Annotated in this window: 12 protein-coding genes; 2 read left to right on the top strand and 10 right to left on the bottom strand. The window is 71.3% G+C overall.

The window, feature by feature from the left end:
* Nucleotides 1-72: 72 nt before the first annotated feature.
* The 4 genes from CHF16_RS32115 to CHF16_RS32130 are packed head-to-tail and all read right to left on the bottom strand — an operon-like array spanning nt 73 to nt 4,215.
* On the bottom strand, nt 73-1,803 hold the full coding sequence (locus CHF16_RS32115; protein WP_089329922.1) for a sodium/solute symporter: 1,731 nt from the start codon (nt 1,801-1,803) through the stop codon (nt 73-75).
* A complete protein-coding gene (locus CHF16_RS32120; RefSeq protein ID WP_245869618.1) occupies nt 1,800-2,168 on the bottom strand; it encodes a hypothetical protein in 369 nt (122 codons plus the stop codon). The genes CHF16_RS32115 and CHF16_RS32120 overlap by 4 nt, the downstream gene beginning before the upstream one ends.
* A gap of 41 nt (nt 2,169-2,209) precedes the next feature.
* The gene (locus CHF16_RS32125; RefSeq protein WP_089329923.1) at nt 2,210-2,971 is read right to left on the bottom strand and encodes a LytR/AlgR family response regulator transcription factor; all 762 of its coding nucleotides are present in this window, start codon (nt 2,969-2,971) and stop codon (nt 2,210-2,212) included.
* A 56-nt stretch (nt 2,972-3,027) separates the two neighbouring features.
* On the bottom strand, nt 3,028-4,215 hold the full coding sequence (locus tag CHF16_RS32130; protein ID WP_089329924.1) for a sensor histidine kinase: 1,188 nt from the start codon (nt 4,213-4,215) through the stop codon (nt 3,028-3,030).
* A gap of 161 nt (nt 4,216-4,376) precedes the next feature.
* On the opposite strand from CHF16_RS32130, the gene CHF16_RS32135 reads away from it, so the two are divergent.
* Nucleotides 4,377-5,687 (top strand): hypothetical protein, encoded by a 1,311-nt coding sequence (locus tag CHF16_RS32135; RefSeq protein WP_218826945.1) that lies wholly within the window; start codon nt 4,377-4,379, stop codon nt 5,685-5,687.
* Nucleotides 5,688-5,747: 60 nt separating this feature from the next.
* Here CHF16_RS32135 and CHF16_RS32140 read toward each other — a convergent pair whose 3' ends face one another.
* From CHF16_RS32140 to CHF16_RS32165, 6 genes are all read right to left on the bottom strand, one after another.
* Nucleotides 5,748-7,124 carry an HNH endonuclease signature motif containing protein gene (locus CHF16_RS32140; RefSeq protein ID WP_179271806.1) on the bottom strand — a complete coding sequence of 459 codons (1,377 nt, stop codon included), beginning with the start codon at nt 7,122-7,124 and terminating at the stop codon, nt 5,748-5,750.
* A gap of 660 nt (nt 7,125-7,784) precedes the next feature.
* A complete protein-coding gene (locus tag CHF16_RS32145; RefSeq protein ID WP_089329926.1) occupies nt 7,785-8,879 on the bottom strand; it encodes an acyl-CoA dehydrogenase family protein in 1,095 nt (364 codons plus the stop codon).
* Entirely contained in the window at nt 8,870-9,817 is a 948-nt protein-coding gene (locus CHF16_RS32150) for a VOC family protein (protein WP_089329927.1), read from the bottom strand. The genes CHF16_RS32145 and CHF16_RS32150 overlap by 10 nt, the downstream gene beginning before the upstream one ends.
* Nucleotides 9,818-9,883: 66 nt before the next feature.
* Entirely contained in the window at nt 9,884-10,666 is a 783-nt protein-coding gene (locus CHF16_RS32155; RefSeq protein WP_089329928.1) for an enoyl-CoA hydratase/isomerase family protein, read from the bottom strand.
* Nucleotides 10,667-10,709: 43 nt separating this feature from the next.
* Nucleotides 10,710-11,942, bottom strand: coding sequence for an acyl-CoA dehydrogenase family protein (locus tag CHF16_RS32160; protein ID WP_089329929.1), 1,233 nt, complete (start codon nt 11,940-11,942; stop codon nt 10,710-10,712).
* Complete coding sequence (locus tag CHF16_RS32165; RefSeq protein ID WP_089329930.1) at nt 11,939-13,672, bottom strand: AMP-binding protein; 1,734 nt, start codon at nt 13,670-13,672, stop codon at nt 11,939-11,941. The genes CHF16_RS32160 and CHF16_RS32165 overlap by 4 nt, the downstream gene beginning before the upstream one ends.
* Before the next feature lie 502 nt (nt 13,673-14,174).
* Here CHF16_RS32165 and CHF16_RS32170 point away from each other — a divergent pair.
* Nucleotides 14,175-16,067: a bifunctional metallophosphatase/5'-nucleotidase gene (locus CHF16_RS32170; RefSeq protein ID WP_089329931.1), complete on the top strand. Its 1,893-nt coding sequence runs from the start codon at nt 14,175-14,177 to the stop codon at nt 16,065-16,067.
* Nucleotides 16,068-16,077 lie beyond the last annotated feature (10 nt).

Genomic DNA, 16,077 nt, shown 5'->3' on the forward strand with positions numbered 1-16,077 from the left:
GTAGCGCCCGTCGACGAACGGTCGCTTTCGCGCGACGAACGGTAGGCCCTGCGCGCCCAGATCCCGCGCCCCTCACACCCTGCGCGGCCGCCACGTGCCCCGGTCGACGTTGAGCGACTCGGGGGTGTGCAGCCGGACCATCATGCGGGCGACGCCGGGCGGCACCCGCCGCTGGCTGCACAGCGACACGAGGATCATGACGGTGAACGCGATCGGCACCGTCCAGGCGGCGGGCTGGGCGAGCAGTGCCCCGGCGAGCCCGGACGGCGGCCCCGCCGCGATCGTCACGATGACGGCGGTCCCGGCGAGCACGCCGCCCGTGACGAGCCCGGCCAGCGCGCCGGGGACGCTGAGCCGCCGCCACCACACCCCGAGGACGAGCAGCGGGCAGAACGTGGACGCGGCGACGGCGAACGCGAGCCCGACCACGTCCGCGACCGCGAGGGACCGGGCCGCGATCGCCAGCGCCAGCGGCACGACGAGCGCGAGCAGCGTCCCCACCCGGAACGACCGGACGCCGCCGCGCAGGATGTCCTGCGCGAGCACCCCCGCCACCGACACGGTGATGCCGGACGACGTCGACAGGAACGCCGCGACCGCGCCGCCGGTCACCAGCGCGCCGAGGAGGTCGCCGCCGACCCCGCCGATCAGCCGTCCGGGCAGGGTCAGCACGACGGCATCGGCCCGCCCGGTCATCAGCAGCTCGGGGGTGTAGAGGCGGCCGAGCACCCCGTAGAGGGCGGGCAGCAGGTAGAACGCGCCGAGCAGCGACAGCACCATGACGGTCGTGCGGCGCGCGGCCCGCCCGTCGGGGTTGGTGTAGAAGCGGACGAGGACGTGCGGGAGCCCCATCGTCCCGAGGAACGTCGCGAGGATCAGCGAGTACGTCGCGTACAGGGAGTGGTCGCGCCCGTCGAGCGGCATCGCCCATTCCCGGTCGGTGGTGACGGGCCGCCCGCGGACGTGCGGGACGTCGGCGCCGGCCGGGAAGGTGACGGACGTGTCCTGGTCGATGTGGTGCGGCCCGGGGTTCAGGGTCAGCGGCGTCTTCGCGTGATGCCGCCCGTCGAGCTCCCCGTCCACCACCACCTGGACGGGCTGCGTCACGTTGACCGTGACGGCGACACCGACCGCGACGGTCGTCCTCTCGGTGAAGCGCGGCGGGACGTCCGACGACAGGCCGGGCGCCCCGTCGCCCCGCCACGCCAGCAGCAGGAAGACGAGCGGGACGGCCAGCGCGGTCAGCTTCATCCAGTACTGGAACGCCTGGACGAGGGTGACGCTGCGCATGCCGCCGCCCAGCACGTTCACCGCGACCACCACCGCGATGAGCACGCCGCCCGTCCACACCGGGGCGCCCGTCACCGTCCGGAGCACCAGCCCGGCGCTCTGGAACTGCGGCAGCAGGTACAGCCAGCTGATCAGCACCACGAGGACGCTGGCGACGCGGCGCACGGCCATCGACTCCAGCCGCGCCTCGGCGAAGTCGGGCAGCGTGTAGGCGCCGGACCGGCGCAGCGGCGCCGACACCAGCACCAGCAGGACGAGGTATCCGCCCGTCCAGCCGACCGGGAGCCACAGCATGTCGGCGCCGTAGGCGAGGATCAGCCCGGCGATGCCGAGGAACGACGCCGCCGACAGGTACTCGCCGCCGATCGCGGACGCGTTCCGCAGCGGCGTCACCGTCCGGGACGCCACGTAGAAGTCGGACGTCGTCCGGGAGATCCGCACGCCGAGCACGCCGATCAGCACCGTGGCGGCCACCACGAGCAGCACCCCGGCGAGCCCGTACGCGGTGCTCACGGCGGGTCACCGGACGGGCGGTCGGCACGGTCCACGAGGTCGGCGAAGTCGTCCTCGTTGCGCTCGGCCAGCCGGACGTACCACCAGCCGCACGCCACGAACCACGGGTAGATCAGCCCGCCGAGCACCACCCACGGCAGCGGCAGCCCGAACAGCTCGCGCTCGCGGGCCTCGGGGACGAGCGCGAACAGCAGCGGCAGCCCGAGCACCACGACCGCGAGCACCAGGCACAGCCGGGCGGCGAGCCGGAGCTGGGTGCGCAGCAGCGAGCGCATGTACGCCTCGCCGAGGCCCGTCTGCTCGTCGATCTCCCGGGTCACCGGGTAGCGGGGACGCCGCACGGTCCGCGCCCGGGGCCCGGTCACCAGCGTCCGCCCCGGCGCGATCTCGCGCCGCTCCCCCGGGCTCAGCGGGCCCTCCTCGCCCGCCGCACGAGCAGGTCGCGCAGCTCCCGGACGTGCCGCCGGGACACCGGCAGCTCGGTGCCGCCGACCACGATCGTGCAGCGCCCCGAGTCGAGGCGGAGCTCCTCGATCGCCGACAGCGCGACCAGGTGGCTGCGGTGCACCCGGACGAACCCGGCGCCGCTCCACCGCTCGCTCAGCGCGTTCAGCGGGATGCGCACCAGATGGCTGCCGCCCGAGGTGTGGAGCCGGGCGTAGTCGCCCTGCGCCTCCACGTACAGCACCTCGGCGGGCGTGACGAACCGGGTCACCCCGCCCAGCTCGACGGGCATCGGCTCCGGCTCGACCGGCGCGGGGCCGGCGGCGTCCGCCCAGCCGGCCTCCTCGGCGGCCTCCGTAACCCGCGTGATCGCCAGGCCGAGCCGCTCCGGCCGCACCGGCTTGAGGATGTAGTCGGTCGCCTTGATCTCGAACGCGTCGACCGCGTGCCCCTCGTAGGCGGTGACGAACACGATCTGCGGGGCGCGGGCGAACTGGGCGAGGACGCGGCCGAGCACGGTGCCGTCCAGGCCGGGCATGCGGATGTCGAGGAAGACGGCGGCGACGGGACGCCCCTCGGCGAGGGCCCGGTCGAGCTTGCGCAGCGCGGAGGCGCCGTCCCGGGCGGTGTGGATCTCACCGATGCGCGGGTCGGCGCGCAGCAGGTGGACGAGGTCGTCCAGCGCGGGAGGCTCGTCGTCCACCGCAAGGACACGCAGGCCCACCGCATCGCCCCTTCACCTCGTCGTGCGCCACATTCCAGTCGGCGCCACCGGGACAGTCAAGAGGCGGTGACGCCCGGACGGTACTTGGGCACCCGCACGATGACCTTGGTCCCGGCGCCCGGGCCCGTCTCGACCGCGAGCCCGTACTCGTCCCCGTAGACCTGGCGGAGCCGGTCGTCCACGTTCGCCAGCCCGATCCCGGACTCGTCCGCCCCGGCCAGGCGGCGCTCGCCCGCGAGCAGCCGCCGGACCTCCTCGGGGTCCATGCCGATGCCGTCGTCCTCCACGCTGATGACGCAGTCGGACCCGGCGTCCTCGGCCACGATCGTGATGAGCCCCGGCTCGGACCTGTCCTGGAGCCCGTGCCGGACGGCGTTCTCCACGAGCGGTTGCAGGCACAGGAAGGGCACCGCCACCGGCAGCACCTCCGGCGCGATCCGCAGCGTCACCCGCAGCTCCTCCCCGAACCGTGCCCGCTGGAGCAGCAGGTACCGGTCGATCGACCGCAGCTCCTCCGCCAGCGTCGTGAAGTCGCCGTGCCGCCGGAACGAGTACCGGGTGAACCCGGCGAACTCCAGCAGCAGCTCCCGCGCCCGCTCCGGGTCGGACCGGACGAACGACGCGATCGTGGTCAGCGAGTTGTAGATGAAGTGCGGCGAGATCTGCGCCCGCAGCGCCCGCATCTCCGCCTCCATCAGCAGCGCCCGCGAATGGTCCAGCTCCGCGAGCTCCAACTGGGCGTCGACCCACTGCGCGACCTCCTCGGCCGCGCGGATCAGCCCGGCCGGGACGTCCTCCCCGTACGCCGCCAGCGCCCCCACCACCCGGTCGTCGGTGGCCAGCGGGACGACCACGACCCGCCGGATGGGGCAGTCGATCCGGTCGCAGGTCACGTCGTGCACCTGCGTGCGCCCGTTCCCCAGCGTCACCTCGGCGTGCGAGAGCCCCTCGTCCGCGTGGTGGCCGTGCTCCCCGTCCCAGGCCAGCAGCCGCTCCCCGTCGGTGATCGCGAGCGCCCGGCAGTCGAGCAGCGCCCGCAGGTGCCGCGCGGCCTTCTGCGCGCCCTGCTCCGTCAGCCCGGCCCGGAACGCGGGCGCCGCGCGGGACGCGGTGTGCAGCATCTCGAACGTGGCCCGCCGAGCAGGACCGCCCAGGTCACCGCCCCGCCCCTGCCGGCGCCACCACAGCAGAAGGGGAACCCAGGTCACCACCAGGGTCGCGGCGACGGCGACGGCAACGTCCATCCAGCAAACATGCCGCGTGCGGTGGCAAAAGTGAAGCTGATCACTTTCGCCCTACCAAAAACCAGACATTCGTGGCATTTTGATCATGCCGACAACGTCGATCTTGGCCGGAGCCCGCCCTCCCCAGATTCACGGCCGGGCTACGGCCGCGAGGAGTGCGCATGCGCCGCAGTCTGGCCGCCCTTGCCGCCCTGGCCCTGTCCGTCCCCCTCTTCGCCGCCTTACAGGCCCCCGCCCACGCGGACGAGCTGTCCCTCTCCAACTTCCAGCTCCGCCCGAACTCCTACGGCACCGACCTCCAGGACCGCGCCGACAGGCTGCGCCTGGTCAAGAGCACCGTCACCAAGATCATGAACGATCTGAACCGGCAGAGCACGACCACTCCGGTCGGCGTCGGGTTCGCCTGCAACGGCGCCGCGTTCGAGCCGGGAAGCTACGTCGACGTCCAGCGGAGCATCTGCTTCAACGGCGGCGACAACGACACCACCGACTGGTACCCGCAGGGTGTCACCACCGTCGCCGACATGCAGGGCGACCGGGTCTGGGGCGACGGCTACCAGCCGGTCATCGTCAGCTGGTACGACCACAACACCACCACGAAGAACCCGGTCAAGGGCGTCCGCATCAGCTTCATCAACCCCTACACCGGCGCCTACCGGCACGTCCTGCTGGTGTACCCGCGGGCCAACGGCGACTACGACGCCGTACGCGTCTCGCAGGACTCGTCCAGCAGCGACTACAGCAAGCCGCTGCACGCGGGCGGCATCCTCTGGTACGGCAACTACCTGTTCGTCGCCGACACCGCCCGCGGGTTCCGCATGTTCGACATGCGCCGCATCTACGACCTCGGCGAGTCCGAGAACGGGACGACCAGCAACAAGGACTGGGTCGGCCTCGTCGGCGACACCTACTACGGCTACGGCTACCGCTACGTCATGCCGCAGATCGGCTCGTGGACCCGGACCGCCGCGACCGGCACGACCTGCACCTTCAGCGACCAGTCGCCGCAGTTCTCCTACGTCTCCCTCGACCGCAGCGGCACCGACCACCTCATCGCGGGCGAGTACTGCGAGGGCGCCAAGGAGGCCAACGGCCGGGTCGCCGCCTGGCCCATCGCGGGCGCCTTCGACGGCGACAACAACCTGATCATGAACACGTCGTACCGCTGGAACGCCGACGTCGCCCACAAGCTGCCGGACAGCAACATCCAGGGCGCGATGCGGTTCAACGGCAGGTGGTACCTCAGCCGCAGCCACGGCGAGGACGGCGCCGGAACCCTCTACACCACCGACCCGGCGAACTCCTCCACCGTCAACCTCCGGATCGCCGGGCAGCAGGACCTCAGCAGGGGCCCGGAGGACCTGTCGCACTGGCAGGGCGGCTCCGACCCCGCGAACCCGACCCTCGGCGCCATCTGGACACTCGGCGAACACCCCGGCCGACGCATGGTCTACTCCGTCTACCCGAACTGACCGCGGAGCCGCCCGGCCGGACCACTCCCGGCCGGGCCTCCACGGACCCGAAGAGCCGACCTACACCCTGTCCGGCCGGACGATGTGCCACTTGCCGGACGGGGTCGTCCACACCATGAGTCCTGGCCAGATCTGGTGGAGCGTCCAGCCGGGGCTCTGTTTGAGGCGGTGATGTCGCCTGCAGAGCGGGGCGAGGTTGCAGCGGCAGGTGATCCCGGGCCGCCATGGGACGGTGTGGTCGAGGTCGCACCGCTGCGCGTCCCGGTTGCAGCTCGGGAAGACGCAGACGGCGTGGCGGGCGAGGACTTCGCGGCGCATCGCGGCGGACGGCCGGTAGCCGGGCCGGCCGTGGACCTCGTCTCCCGCTCGGCAGACCGCGTCACGCACATCGGCGAGTTGGTCGTGGATGCGCCGCACGGCGTCCGCGATCTCGGCGGGAAGAGCATGCCGGGGAACACGGTCGCGGACATGGGCGAGCCGCTGCTCCGCCATGGCCGCGAGACCGCGAACCACCGGGTGCTCACCCGGCTCGGCAGCGACGACCGACGCTTCAGGCCCAGGTGAAGTCGCAGCCGCCGGGTCAGCAGCGGGCTGCGCCAGGAGGCTCTTGACAGCATCGGGGAGTTCGGCGCCGGAGAGGAGAAGCGTGGCCAGGTCGGCGCGGAGCTGGGCGAGGGGGCGGACGTCGCCGTCCTGCCGCATGCCGTGGGCGGCGGCGGTGATCTTGTTGTAGATGGCGTGGGCGTCCTCGGGGGCGAGATCGCACAGGGCCAGGTCCGCCGTGCCGGACGGGGTGTCCCACAGTTCGAGCCGACGGTTGCGGACGGCTTCCCGCTTGCGCTCCTCCGCGGCGGCCGGGGCCAGCCTGTCGGCGACGCGCTTGATCCGGCGGCGGAGCTGGCCGGTGGTCTGGTCGGACGCCTTCTCCAGCGCGGCGGCTTCGAGTCGTTCGGCGACCTCGTCCGGCAGGTTGTCGGCGGCATCGCAGATGACGCGCGCCTTCGCCATGTCGATCCGGCCGGTCTCCAGGGCACGACCGGTGGCGGACAGCGGACCGGTGAGGCGTTCGGCCAGGTGGACCAGGGTCGCCGCGGTGTTGCCCGTGACCGTCAGCGCGGCGGCGACCTCTTCGGTCACCGACTCGTGCGCGGACAGGATGCGGTAGTCGGGGTCGCCGCCGTCTTCGGCATCGGTGCGCCGCCGCGACAGCTCAGCAAGAGCGGCCAGTTCCCGAGCCTGTGCCCAGGAGGTCTGGCGACGCGCAGCCGCAGCGACCTGGAGCAATTCGTCATCGGTCAGATCCGCCAGACGCTCTTTCCCGCCGGACAAGCAAACGGCGAGCTGCGGACCAGGAGGAAACCACTCCCGGTCTTCCCATTCACGTTTACCGCCGACAATCTCAACGACGTCCGCAAAAGCTTCCGGCAAAATGATCACCCCCCAACCTCTCCCCAATTATATGACACCCCGTCATCACCATTGCAGACATTCTGGACACAACCCAAAATCGCCTCAAGATTTTTCCGACCCGAAAGGACGCTCCCGCAACTCAGAGATCATCCAACGGTCGCCGGGGGCTGAGGACGGCTTTATCGGATAAGTGTGGTTGCTGCAGGTGGACAGTTGCGCTGGCCCCTGCGGGCCCGCGCACACACTCCCGCCAGTCACCGGCTGAGGTCACGTTGGTTGAGGTAGTGGGGTTGAGGATTTGCGTCATCGGAAAGGCAGGCACGTGGTCCGGCCCCAGCCGCCACATCCGCGCGAAGCGCGGAAAGACCGCACCACGCACCGACCCGACACGTAAATCACATCCCTCAACCCACAACCGCAACCAACGTGACAGCAACCGGCGACAACGTGAACGGGCGGGACCGCCTTCGGAAGGCCACCTCAGCCGTCCACCCACCCGAGCCACACTTATATCGGTAGAAAAAAGACCTCAGCCACGCGCACGCGCTGAGCGCATTCACCAGCCCGCCACCGGCAAGGCGGCAAGACAGCAAGACAGCAAGGCGGCAACCTAAACACAAACAGAAACCCGGCCGAAGCGAGAAGAGCCCGGCCGAAGCGGCACGGCCGGGCTCCCGCAGACGCTCCTCAATCCAGACGCAGGTCCGCGGCCAGGTTCTCGTAATGCAGGTCTGCGTCGCCGAAGGACAGGGACGCGGCCATCGCATGTTCGGAGAACAGGTGCAGGTCATGCTCCTCCGTGAAGCCGATGGCTCCGTGCACCTGATGCCCCAGCGCGCAAACCCGTTCGTACGCCTCGCTGACCCATGCCTTGGCCATCGCCACTTCCTGCCCGGCCTCCCAGTTCGCCGACAGCCGCCAGATGGCTTCGTAGGCGATGAACCGGGAGCCCAGCACGTCGATCGCCATGTTCGCGCAGTGGTGCTGGACGGCCTGGAACGACCCGATGGCCTGGCCGAACTGCTCGCGCTCCGTCGCGTACTGCACCGTCATGTCCAGGACGTGCTGCGCAGCGCCCACCATCTCAGCGCACGTAGCCGCAGCCCCGAACAACGAAACGGCCTCCGCCGCAGCCAGAGCATCGCCGGCATCATCACCCACGAGCTCCAAGGCCCGGACGCCGTCCAGCTCCACATGGCACGGACGGTCGGCGCCGATCGTCTCCACCGGATGCAGCGTGACGTCCGAGGCGTCCACCCAGAAGGCATGCGGCGCGTCATCGAGCCGCGCCACCACCAGGATGTTCTCGGCGGACGCCGCGTACGGCACGAACGTGGCCATCCCGCTGACCACGAAATTGTCGCCGTCCCGCACCGCCGTAGGCCCCTCCCCTGGACGGTCCCATGGCAAGGGCGCGGCGGTGACGACCTGGCCGTCCGCGATGGCGCGGAGCCAGCGCTCCTTCTGCTCAGGCGTCCCGTACCGGGCGATGGGCATCCCGCAGCAGGCGACCGACACCAACAAGGGGGACGGGACCTGCGCGTATCCCAGTTGCTCGAACAGCAGGCAGACGTCCAGGAAGTCGCCGCCCACGCCGCCGTGCTCTTCGGGGAAGGCGAGGCCCGTCCAGCCGAGCTCCACCATCTCCTTCCACAGCGCGGCGGAGTAGCCGGCGGGGTCGCCGTCCATCGCCCGCGCTCCGGCGGTCGCGGCCCGCGACGAGAGGACCTCGCGGGCGGTGGAGGCGATCAGCTCCTGGTCCTCGGTCAGGCTCAGGTCCATGGCGGCGGCACCTTGTCCGACCGGACCCACACCCCGGGCCGCTCCTCCCAGAACAGCTGGACGAGGACACCGCCGGTCTGCTTCGGGTGGATGAACGTGTGCTTCCACGCCGCCCCGTCGGTGACGCCCTCCTCGTCGTCGAAGGTGGGGGTGCCGTGGTGCTCGCAGGCGGCCATCGCCTTGTCCCAGTCGGCCACCTCGAAGGTGACGTGGTGGGCGCCGGGCCCGCCCTTCGCGAGGAACCGCTCGATGAACGAGTCCTCGCCGCGCGGCATGATGACCTCCCAGCAGATGGCCGAGCCCGGGATGTTCAGGACGAGGTCGGCCATGTCGGGATGCTCGTCGTCGGGCGTCCGCCACACCTGCACGAACCCCGCGAGGTCGCGGTACCAGTTCGCCAGCACGTCGCGGTCGTGGAACGCCTGGCAGATGTGGTCGAGCGCCACGACGCCGAGGGACGGACCCTCCGGGGAGCCCGGCGTCTCGACCACTCCGGCGGCGGACGTGTCGCCGCACATGTCGAGGCTGCCCGGCCCGCGGAGCCGCCACAGCACCCCCGGCCCGTGCTCGGGCGGGCTCAGCGACGCCTCCAGCCACCGCCCCCGCGCGCCGTCGGTCGTCGGTTTGATGCCGCGCACTTCGAGTTCCGCGCGGACGGCTTCGAGGTCGGGCACCTCGGCGCCGACGTGGTGCAGCCCCGGACGCCCGCCGTGCTCGTCCAGCCAGGTCGCCAGCGACGAGCCGTCACCGGTCGGCGCGACGACCTCCCATGCCTGCCCCCGGCTCCCGGGGATCTCCAGCCGCGCGCCGCGCACGCCCTCGTCCGCGTTGTCCCAGCTCCGGACGCGCCGGAACCCGAACAACCCCTCCAGCAGCCCCACCTGCGCGTCGAGGTCGGGGGTCACCTGCGCGACATGATCGATGCGATAGATCTGCACTGGCCCTCCTACTCACTTCGGGACACGCGCCGGCCCGCCGGCATGAGCCGGGCGGGACGCGGCGGCCTAGCTGGGGTGCGGCTCGATCCAGTCGTAGCCGTACGTGACGAGCTCCTTGACGAGGCGCAGGTTGTAGCGGTTCATCGCGGCGATGCGCTCGGCCAGCTCGCCGATCCGCTTGTCGAACTCGTCCGCCGGGTACACGTCGTTGACCAGGCCGAGCTGAAGCGCGCGGTCGGCGTCGATGCGGGCGCCGGTGAACAGCAGCTCCTTGGCGCGGGCCTTGCCGATCCGCTCCGGGAGCCGCTTCACCCCGCCCCACCCGGGCGCGGACCCGCCGAACTCGGGCTGGTCGGGGTCGCCGTCCTCGGTCATCTTCGGCCGGAACGGCGGGCGCGCCGACAGCGTGATCTCGACGAGCCCCATCTTCGCGTCGCTGGAGGCGATGATGAAGTCGGCGGCGAGCGCCAGCTCCAGACCGCCGCCGACGGCGTACCCGTGCACGGCGGCGATGACCGGCACCGACAGCCGCTCCATCATCGCGAACGTCTTCTCACCGAGCCGCCCCTGCTCGATCCGCTCGCGCGGGGTCAGCTTCTCCGACCAGGCCAGATCCATCCCGGCGCAGAACGCGCGCTCCCCGGCGCCGCGCAGCACCACCACGCAGACGTCCTCGTCGTCGTCGACGGTCCGGAAGATGTCGCGCAGCTCCGTCATGGTGGTGGGCGTCAGTGCGTTGAGCTTCTCCGGCCGGTTCAGCGTCAGCCAGGCGACGCGTTCCTCGATCTTCAGGTCGACGGTCTCGTAGGCGTTCCTGTAGACGCTCTCGTAGCGGTTCTCGTCGGGCATATCGGTGGATCTCCTCCCGGTGGGGTGGATACGTGGGTGGACGTCAGCCGCGGGGCAGGTTCAGGCCTCGGGTGGCGATGACGTTGCGCTGGATCTCGGTGGTGCCGCCGAGGAAGGTGGACGCCACCGAGTCGCGGCGCATGTGGGTGAAGACGGCGTCGAGCGGCGCGTCCTCGCGGCCCCACAGCGCGGCCGAGCGTCCGAACACGCGCGCGCCGGTGCGGGCCAGGCGCTGGTGCAGTTCGGCGCCGAACAGCTGGTTGATGGACGCCTCGAAGTCGGGTTCCTCGCCCGCCGCCTGCCGCGACACGGTGTAGCGGGCGAGGTTGTAGAGGACGCGGACCTCCGTCCGCCGCCGCGCGATCTCCTGCCGCAGCGCGGGAGTGGTGCGGGCGAACCGCCGCCCGTCCGGCGACCGCAGGTAGGTGACCAGGTCCTCCAGGGCCTGCTCGTACTTGATGGTCGCGCCGATCCCGGCGCGCTCGAAGCCGAGCGCGCTCATCGCCACGTACCAGCCGCGGTTCTCCTCGCCGACCCGGTCCGCGACCGGCACCCGGACGCCCTCGAAGAAGATCTCGCAGAACGGCGCCGCGCCCCGGATGTCGGTGATGGGGCGGACGGTGACCCCGGGCGCGTCGGCCTTGATGAGCAGGAACGTGATGCCCCGGTGCGGTTTCTCCGCGTCGGGGTCGGTCCGGACGAGCACGAACAGCCAGTCGGCGTACTGCCCGAGGGACGTCCACACCTTCTGGCCGTCCACGACGTAGACGTCCCCGTCCCGGACGGCGCGCGTCCGCAGCGAGGCCAGGTCGGAGCCGGAGCCCGGCTCGGAGAAGCCCTGCGCCCATGTCGCCTCGCCCGACGCGATCGCGGGCAGGTGCCGCGCCTTCTGCTCCTCGGTGCCGTGCACCAGCAGCGTCGGCCCGAGGAGGAACGCGCCGATGCCGTTCACCGTCGGCACCCGCGCCCGCATCATCTCCTCGTGCAGGACGAACTCCTCCAGCGGCGACAGCCCGGCACCGCCGTACTCGGCCGGCCAGTGCGGCGCGATCCAGCCGCGCTCGGCCAGCGCCGCCGCCCACGCCCGCGCGCCCTCGCGCCGCCCCGGATCGTCGGAGACCCGGTCGACGGGCCAGTTGTAGCCCGTGACGTCCTCGGGTTCGAGGCTCTGCTCCTCGTCCCCCGCCGGCCGGTACGACGCGGGGAAGCGCTCCTCGATGAACGCCCGCACCTCCTCGCGGAAGGCGGCCTGCTCCGGCGTGTCCTCCCAGTTCACCGGACACCCGCCTCCCCGGCCCCGGCCTCCTGGACACCCGCCTCCCCGGCCCCGGCCTCCCGGGCAGCGGTCCCGGCCCCCTGAGCACCGGCCCCGGCCTCCCGGACATCCAGTGCCTTCCGAGCGCTCGCGCCCTGAGGGGAGCCAGTGGCGGCCTCGCGGTCCCAGGTCGTCTCGGTGATGCCGGATTCGCCCTGCGCGCGCAGCTTGTACTTGGCGACCTTGTCGGTGGGGGTGCGGGGCAGGGCGTCCACGAACTCGACGTAGCGGGGCACCATCGAGCGCGGCAGCCGCTCCTCGCAGTAGGCGACCAGTTCCTCCGGGTCGAGCCCGGTATCGGGTTGCACCACGATCGACACCTTGATGTCCTCGTCCTCCAGTTCCGAGGGCACGCCGATCGCGGCGCACTCCAGGACGGCCGGGTGCTGGTTGATCTCCGTCTCCAGATCGAAGGCCGAGATGTTCTCCCCGCGCCGGCGGATGGCGTCCTTCATCCGGTCGAGGAAGTAGAAGTACCCGTCCTCATCGCGCCATACCCGGTCCCCGGTGTGGAACCACATGTTCCTGAAGCAGTGGGTCGTCGCCTCCCAGTTGCCGTAGTAGCCGGTCGTCAGGACGAACGGCTGCTTCGGCCGCAGCACCAGCTCACCGGGCTCGCCCGGCCCGAGCTCGCGGTCCTGCTCGTCCACCACGGCGACGTGGAACCGCTCCTCGTGCGCCTGCCCGCACGACCCGACCCGCCACTCCCCGTACGGGCTGCCGGTCGCGATGCCCGCCTCGGTGCTGGTGTAGGTCTCCACCGACCGGACGCCGAACCGCTCCCGCATCGGCTCGTCGAGGTTCGACTTGCCCATGTAGAACGTCTCCAGCGGGTGGTCGCGGTCCCGCGACGTCGGCGGCCGGTTCAGCAGGATCGGGATCATCGAGAAGACGCTCATACAGACCTTCGCGTCGAAGCGGCGCACGTCGTCCCAGAACCGGGACGCGCTGAACCGCTCGACGATCGCGATGGAGCCGCCGCCGAGCAGGGCCGACAGCATGCCGTCCCACAGCGCCGCGGCGTGGAACAGCGGCAGCGGGCAGTAGATCGTCTTGCCCCACCGGTCGAGGAAGTCGAGGGAGTCGTAGGCGCAGGTCAGCGCCAGCGCGTGCGGGACCATCGCGCCCTTGGACGGCCCGGTGGTCCCGGACGTGTACATGATCGCCTGGAGGTCGCCGAAGCCGACCCGGACGTCCACGGTGCCGCCCTCGTCCGGCAGCGAGCCGAGGTCGCGGGCGGGCTTGCCGAGCCGGTCGAGCGGCACCCCGGACGCGGCGGCGCCGCGGACCAGGACCCGGCCGAGCTTCGGCAGCCGGTCGGCGATCTGCGGGATGCGCTCGGCGTACGGGCCGTCGATGATGAGCCAGCCGGAGTCGGAGCTGTCCAGGACGTGCCGGAGCAGCTCGCTCTTGTAGTCGACGTTGATCGGCACGGCGACCGCGCCGAGCCGCGCCAGCGCGAACACGATGTGGACGATGTCGGCGCAGTTGGGCAGCATCACGCCCACGTGGTCGCCGCGCCGGACCCCGGCGCCGGACAGGGACCGGGCGAGCCGGTCGGCGGCGGCGTCGACCTCGCCGTAGGTGACCTCCCCGTCCCGGAACTTCAGGAACGGCTGTCTTCGATGTACCTGCGCCTGTGACCGGAGTACGTCCCCGAGGACGAAGCTCTCCAGCGTCTCCTTGCGCATCAGGACCCTCCGCTGTCGCTGCGTTGGCGTGCGTGCGTCGTCGGTGCGTCGTCGTGCGTCGTCGGTGGCTGGGCGGCTGGATGGCCGGCCGGGGTGGGTGACGGGCTGGGCGGCTGGATGGCGGGCTGAACGGCGGCTGATGTGGCTAGTGGCGGCGGGTGGGTGGTCGGTCGGACGGCGCCGGACGGGCGGTGGCCGCCAATTCGGCCGCCGACCGCACAACCGGACAACGTCCTAAATAGAGGAACACGAAACCTCATACCCGGCAACAGTGGCGAAACAGCAAGAAACTGGTTTTAGAGTGATCTACTGGGACATTGGACATCTACTGTGACCCAGGCCACACCGGCGCCCGCCCCGCCTCCCCTCCCGCGTCCGGCACGCCCGGCCTTGTCGGGGAGTGCCAACGAACATCCCCCAGGATCGGAAGATCTCACCGAACGCCGAGCCGAGCGGCGGCCCTATCGTTCTGCCGTCCCCCTGCGGAAGGAACGGGTGCGCCATGCAGAATCCACAGCCGCGCTGGTGCTCGTGCCGGGTACCGGACGACGCGGACGAGACTCCGGGCCGTGACGCGGGCGGCGCGCCGGGCCGCGGCGTCAGCCGCAGGCGGGTCCTCGGCGGGCTGACCGCCGCGAGCGCCCTCACCCTCGCGGGCTGGCCGGGCACCGCCTCCGCCGCCGCGGAGGGCGGCCGCCACGGCGCGCCGGGCGCGCACGGCAAGTCGCTCACGATCACCGTGATGGGCACGTCCGACAACCACAGCCACGCGGTCGACTGGGACTACTACACCGACGCCGAGTACACCGACGGTGACGGCAACGTGGTCGGCCTGGCCCGCGTGTCGAGCGTGGTCAACGAGATCCGCGCCGCGCGCGGCCGCGACCGCACCCTGCTCTTCGACGCGGGCGACACGATCCAGGGCACGCCGCTCGGCTTCTACTACGCCACCGTCGAGCCGATCACCGAGACCGGCGAGACCCACCCGATCGCCGGGCAGATGAACGCCATCGGATACGACGCCGTGGCCCTCGGCAACCACGAGTTCAACTACGGCATCCCGTTCCTGGACGCGTGGATCCGCCAGATGGACGCCCCGGTGCTGGCCGCCAACGCCGTCCACGCGGGCACCCGGCGCCCCGCCTACCGCCCCTACATGATCAAGAAGATGCACGTCCGGGGGTACCCGCCGATCCGCGTCGGCCTGCTCGGCCTGACGAACCCGGGCATCGCGATCTGGGACAAGGGGAACGTCTCCGCCAAGCTCGACTTCCTCGACCTGGTCGAGACGGCGCGGCGCTGGGTGCCGGTCATCCGCGCGCAGGGCGCCGACGTCGTGATCGTCAGCGCCCACTCGGGCGACAGCGGCACCTCGTCCTACGGCGACGCGCTGCCGGTCGAGAACGCGTCCGCCCTGGTGGCCGAGCAGGTCCCCGGCATCGACGCCATCCTGTTCGGGCACGCGCACCTGGAGATCCCCGAGCGCTTCGTCACGAACAAGGCCACCGGCGAGTCCGTCGTGATGAGCGAGCCGAAGTGCTGGGGGCAGCGCCTGTCGGTCTTCGACCTGACCCTGCGCCACGAGCGGGGCAAGTGGAAGGTCACCGGCAAGTCGGCGACGACGGTGAACACGAACACCGTCCAGGAGGACCCGGCCCTCGTCACCCTCGTCAAGAAGCAGCACGACGCGGTCGTCGCCTACGTGAACAAGGAGGTGGCGACCTCCACGGAGGAGATGACGGCGGCGGAGTCGTGCTGGAAGGACACCGCGATCCTCGACTACGTCCACCTCGTCCAGACCGCGAAGGTGAAGGAGGCCCTCGCCGGGTCGGAGCACGCGTCGCTCCCCGTGCTGTCGATCGCCGCCCCCTTCAGCCGCGCCGCCACGTTCCCCGCCGGGAAGGTCACCATCAGGGACATCGCGGGCCTCTACATCTACGACAACACCCTGATGGCGAGCGTCCTCACCGGTGCCCAGATCAAGGACTACCTGGAGTACTCCGCGCAGTACTTCAAGCAGGTCGCGGCGGACGCCCCGGTCGACCCGGCGTCCTGGACGAACGCGACCAACCGTCCCGACTACAACTACGACCAGTTCTCGGGCGTCACCTACAACGTGGACATCGCCCAGCCGGAGGGCTCCCGCATCACCGACCTCTCGTACGACGGCGCCCCCGTCGCCCCCGACCAGCGGTTCGCGGTGGCGGTGAACAACTACCGCCAGTCGGGCGGGGGCGGGTTCCCGCACATCACCACCGCCGAGGTCGTCTACAACGCCCAGGTGGCGATCCGAGAGGCGATCGTCGAGTACGCCGCGGCCGCCGGGACCATCGACCCCGCCGCGTTCCACACCGAAAACTGGCAGCTGACCAGGGATGGCACACCCGTGTTCTGATCCCGGAGGC

It is taken from the genome of Actinomadura meyerae, assembly GCF_900188445.1.
GTDB classification, from domain to species: Bacteria; Actinomycetota; Actinomycetes; order Streptosporangiales; family Streptosporangiaceae; genus Spirillospora; species Spirillospora meyerae.

Bases quoted from the DNA above. Each gene is read 5' to 3' on its own strand.
- CHF16_RS32130 (WP_089329924.1), bottom strand. From the start codon at position 4,215: ATGGACGTTGCCGTCGCCGTCGCCGCGACCCTGGTGGTGACCTGGGTT.
- CHF16_RS32135 (WP_218826945.1), top strand. From the start codon at position 4,377: ATGCGCCGCAGTCTGGCCGCCCTTGCCGCCCTGGCCCTGTCCGTCCCC.
- CHF16_RS32145 (WP_089329926.1), bottom strand. From the start codon at position 8,879: ATGGACCTGAGCCTGACCGAGGACCAGGAGCTGATCGCCTCCACCGCC.
- CHF16_RS32155 (WP_089329928.1), bottom strand. From the start codon at position 10,666: ATGCCCGACGAGAACCGCTACGAGAGCGTCTACAGGAACGCCTACGAG.
- CHF16_RS32165 (WP_089329930.1), bottom strand. From the start codon at position 13,672: ATGCGCAAGGAGACGCTGGAGAGCTTCGTCCTCGGGGACGTACTCCGG.
- CHF16_RS32170 (WP_089329931.1), top strand. From the start codon at position 14,175: ATGCAGAATCCACAGCCGCGCTGGTGCTCGTGCCGGGTACCGGACGAC.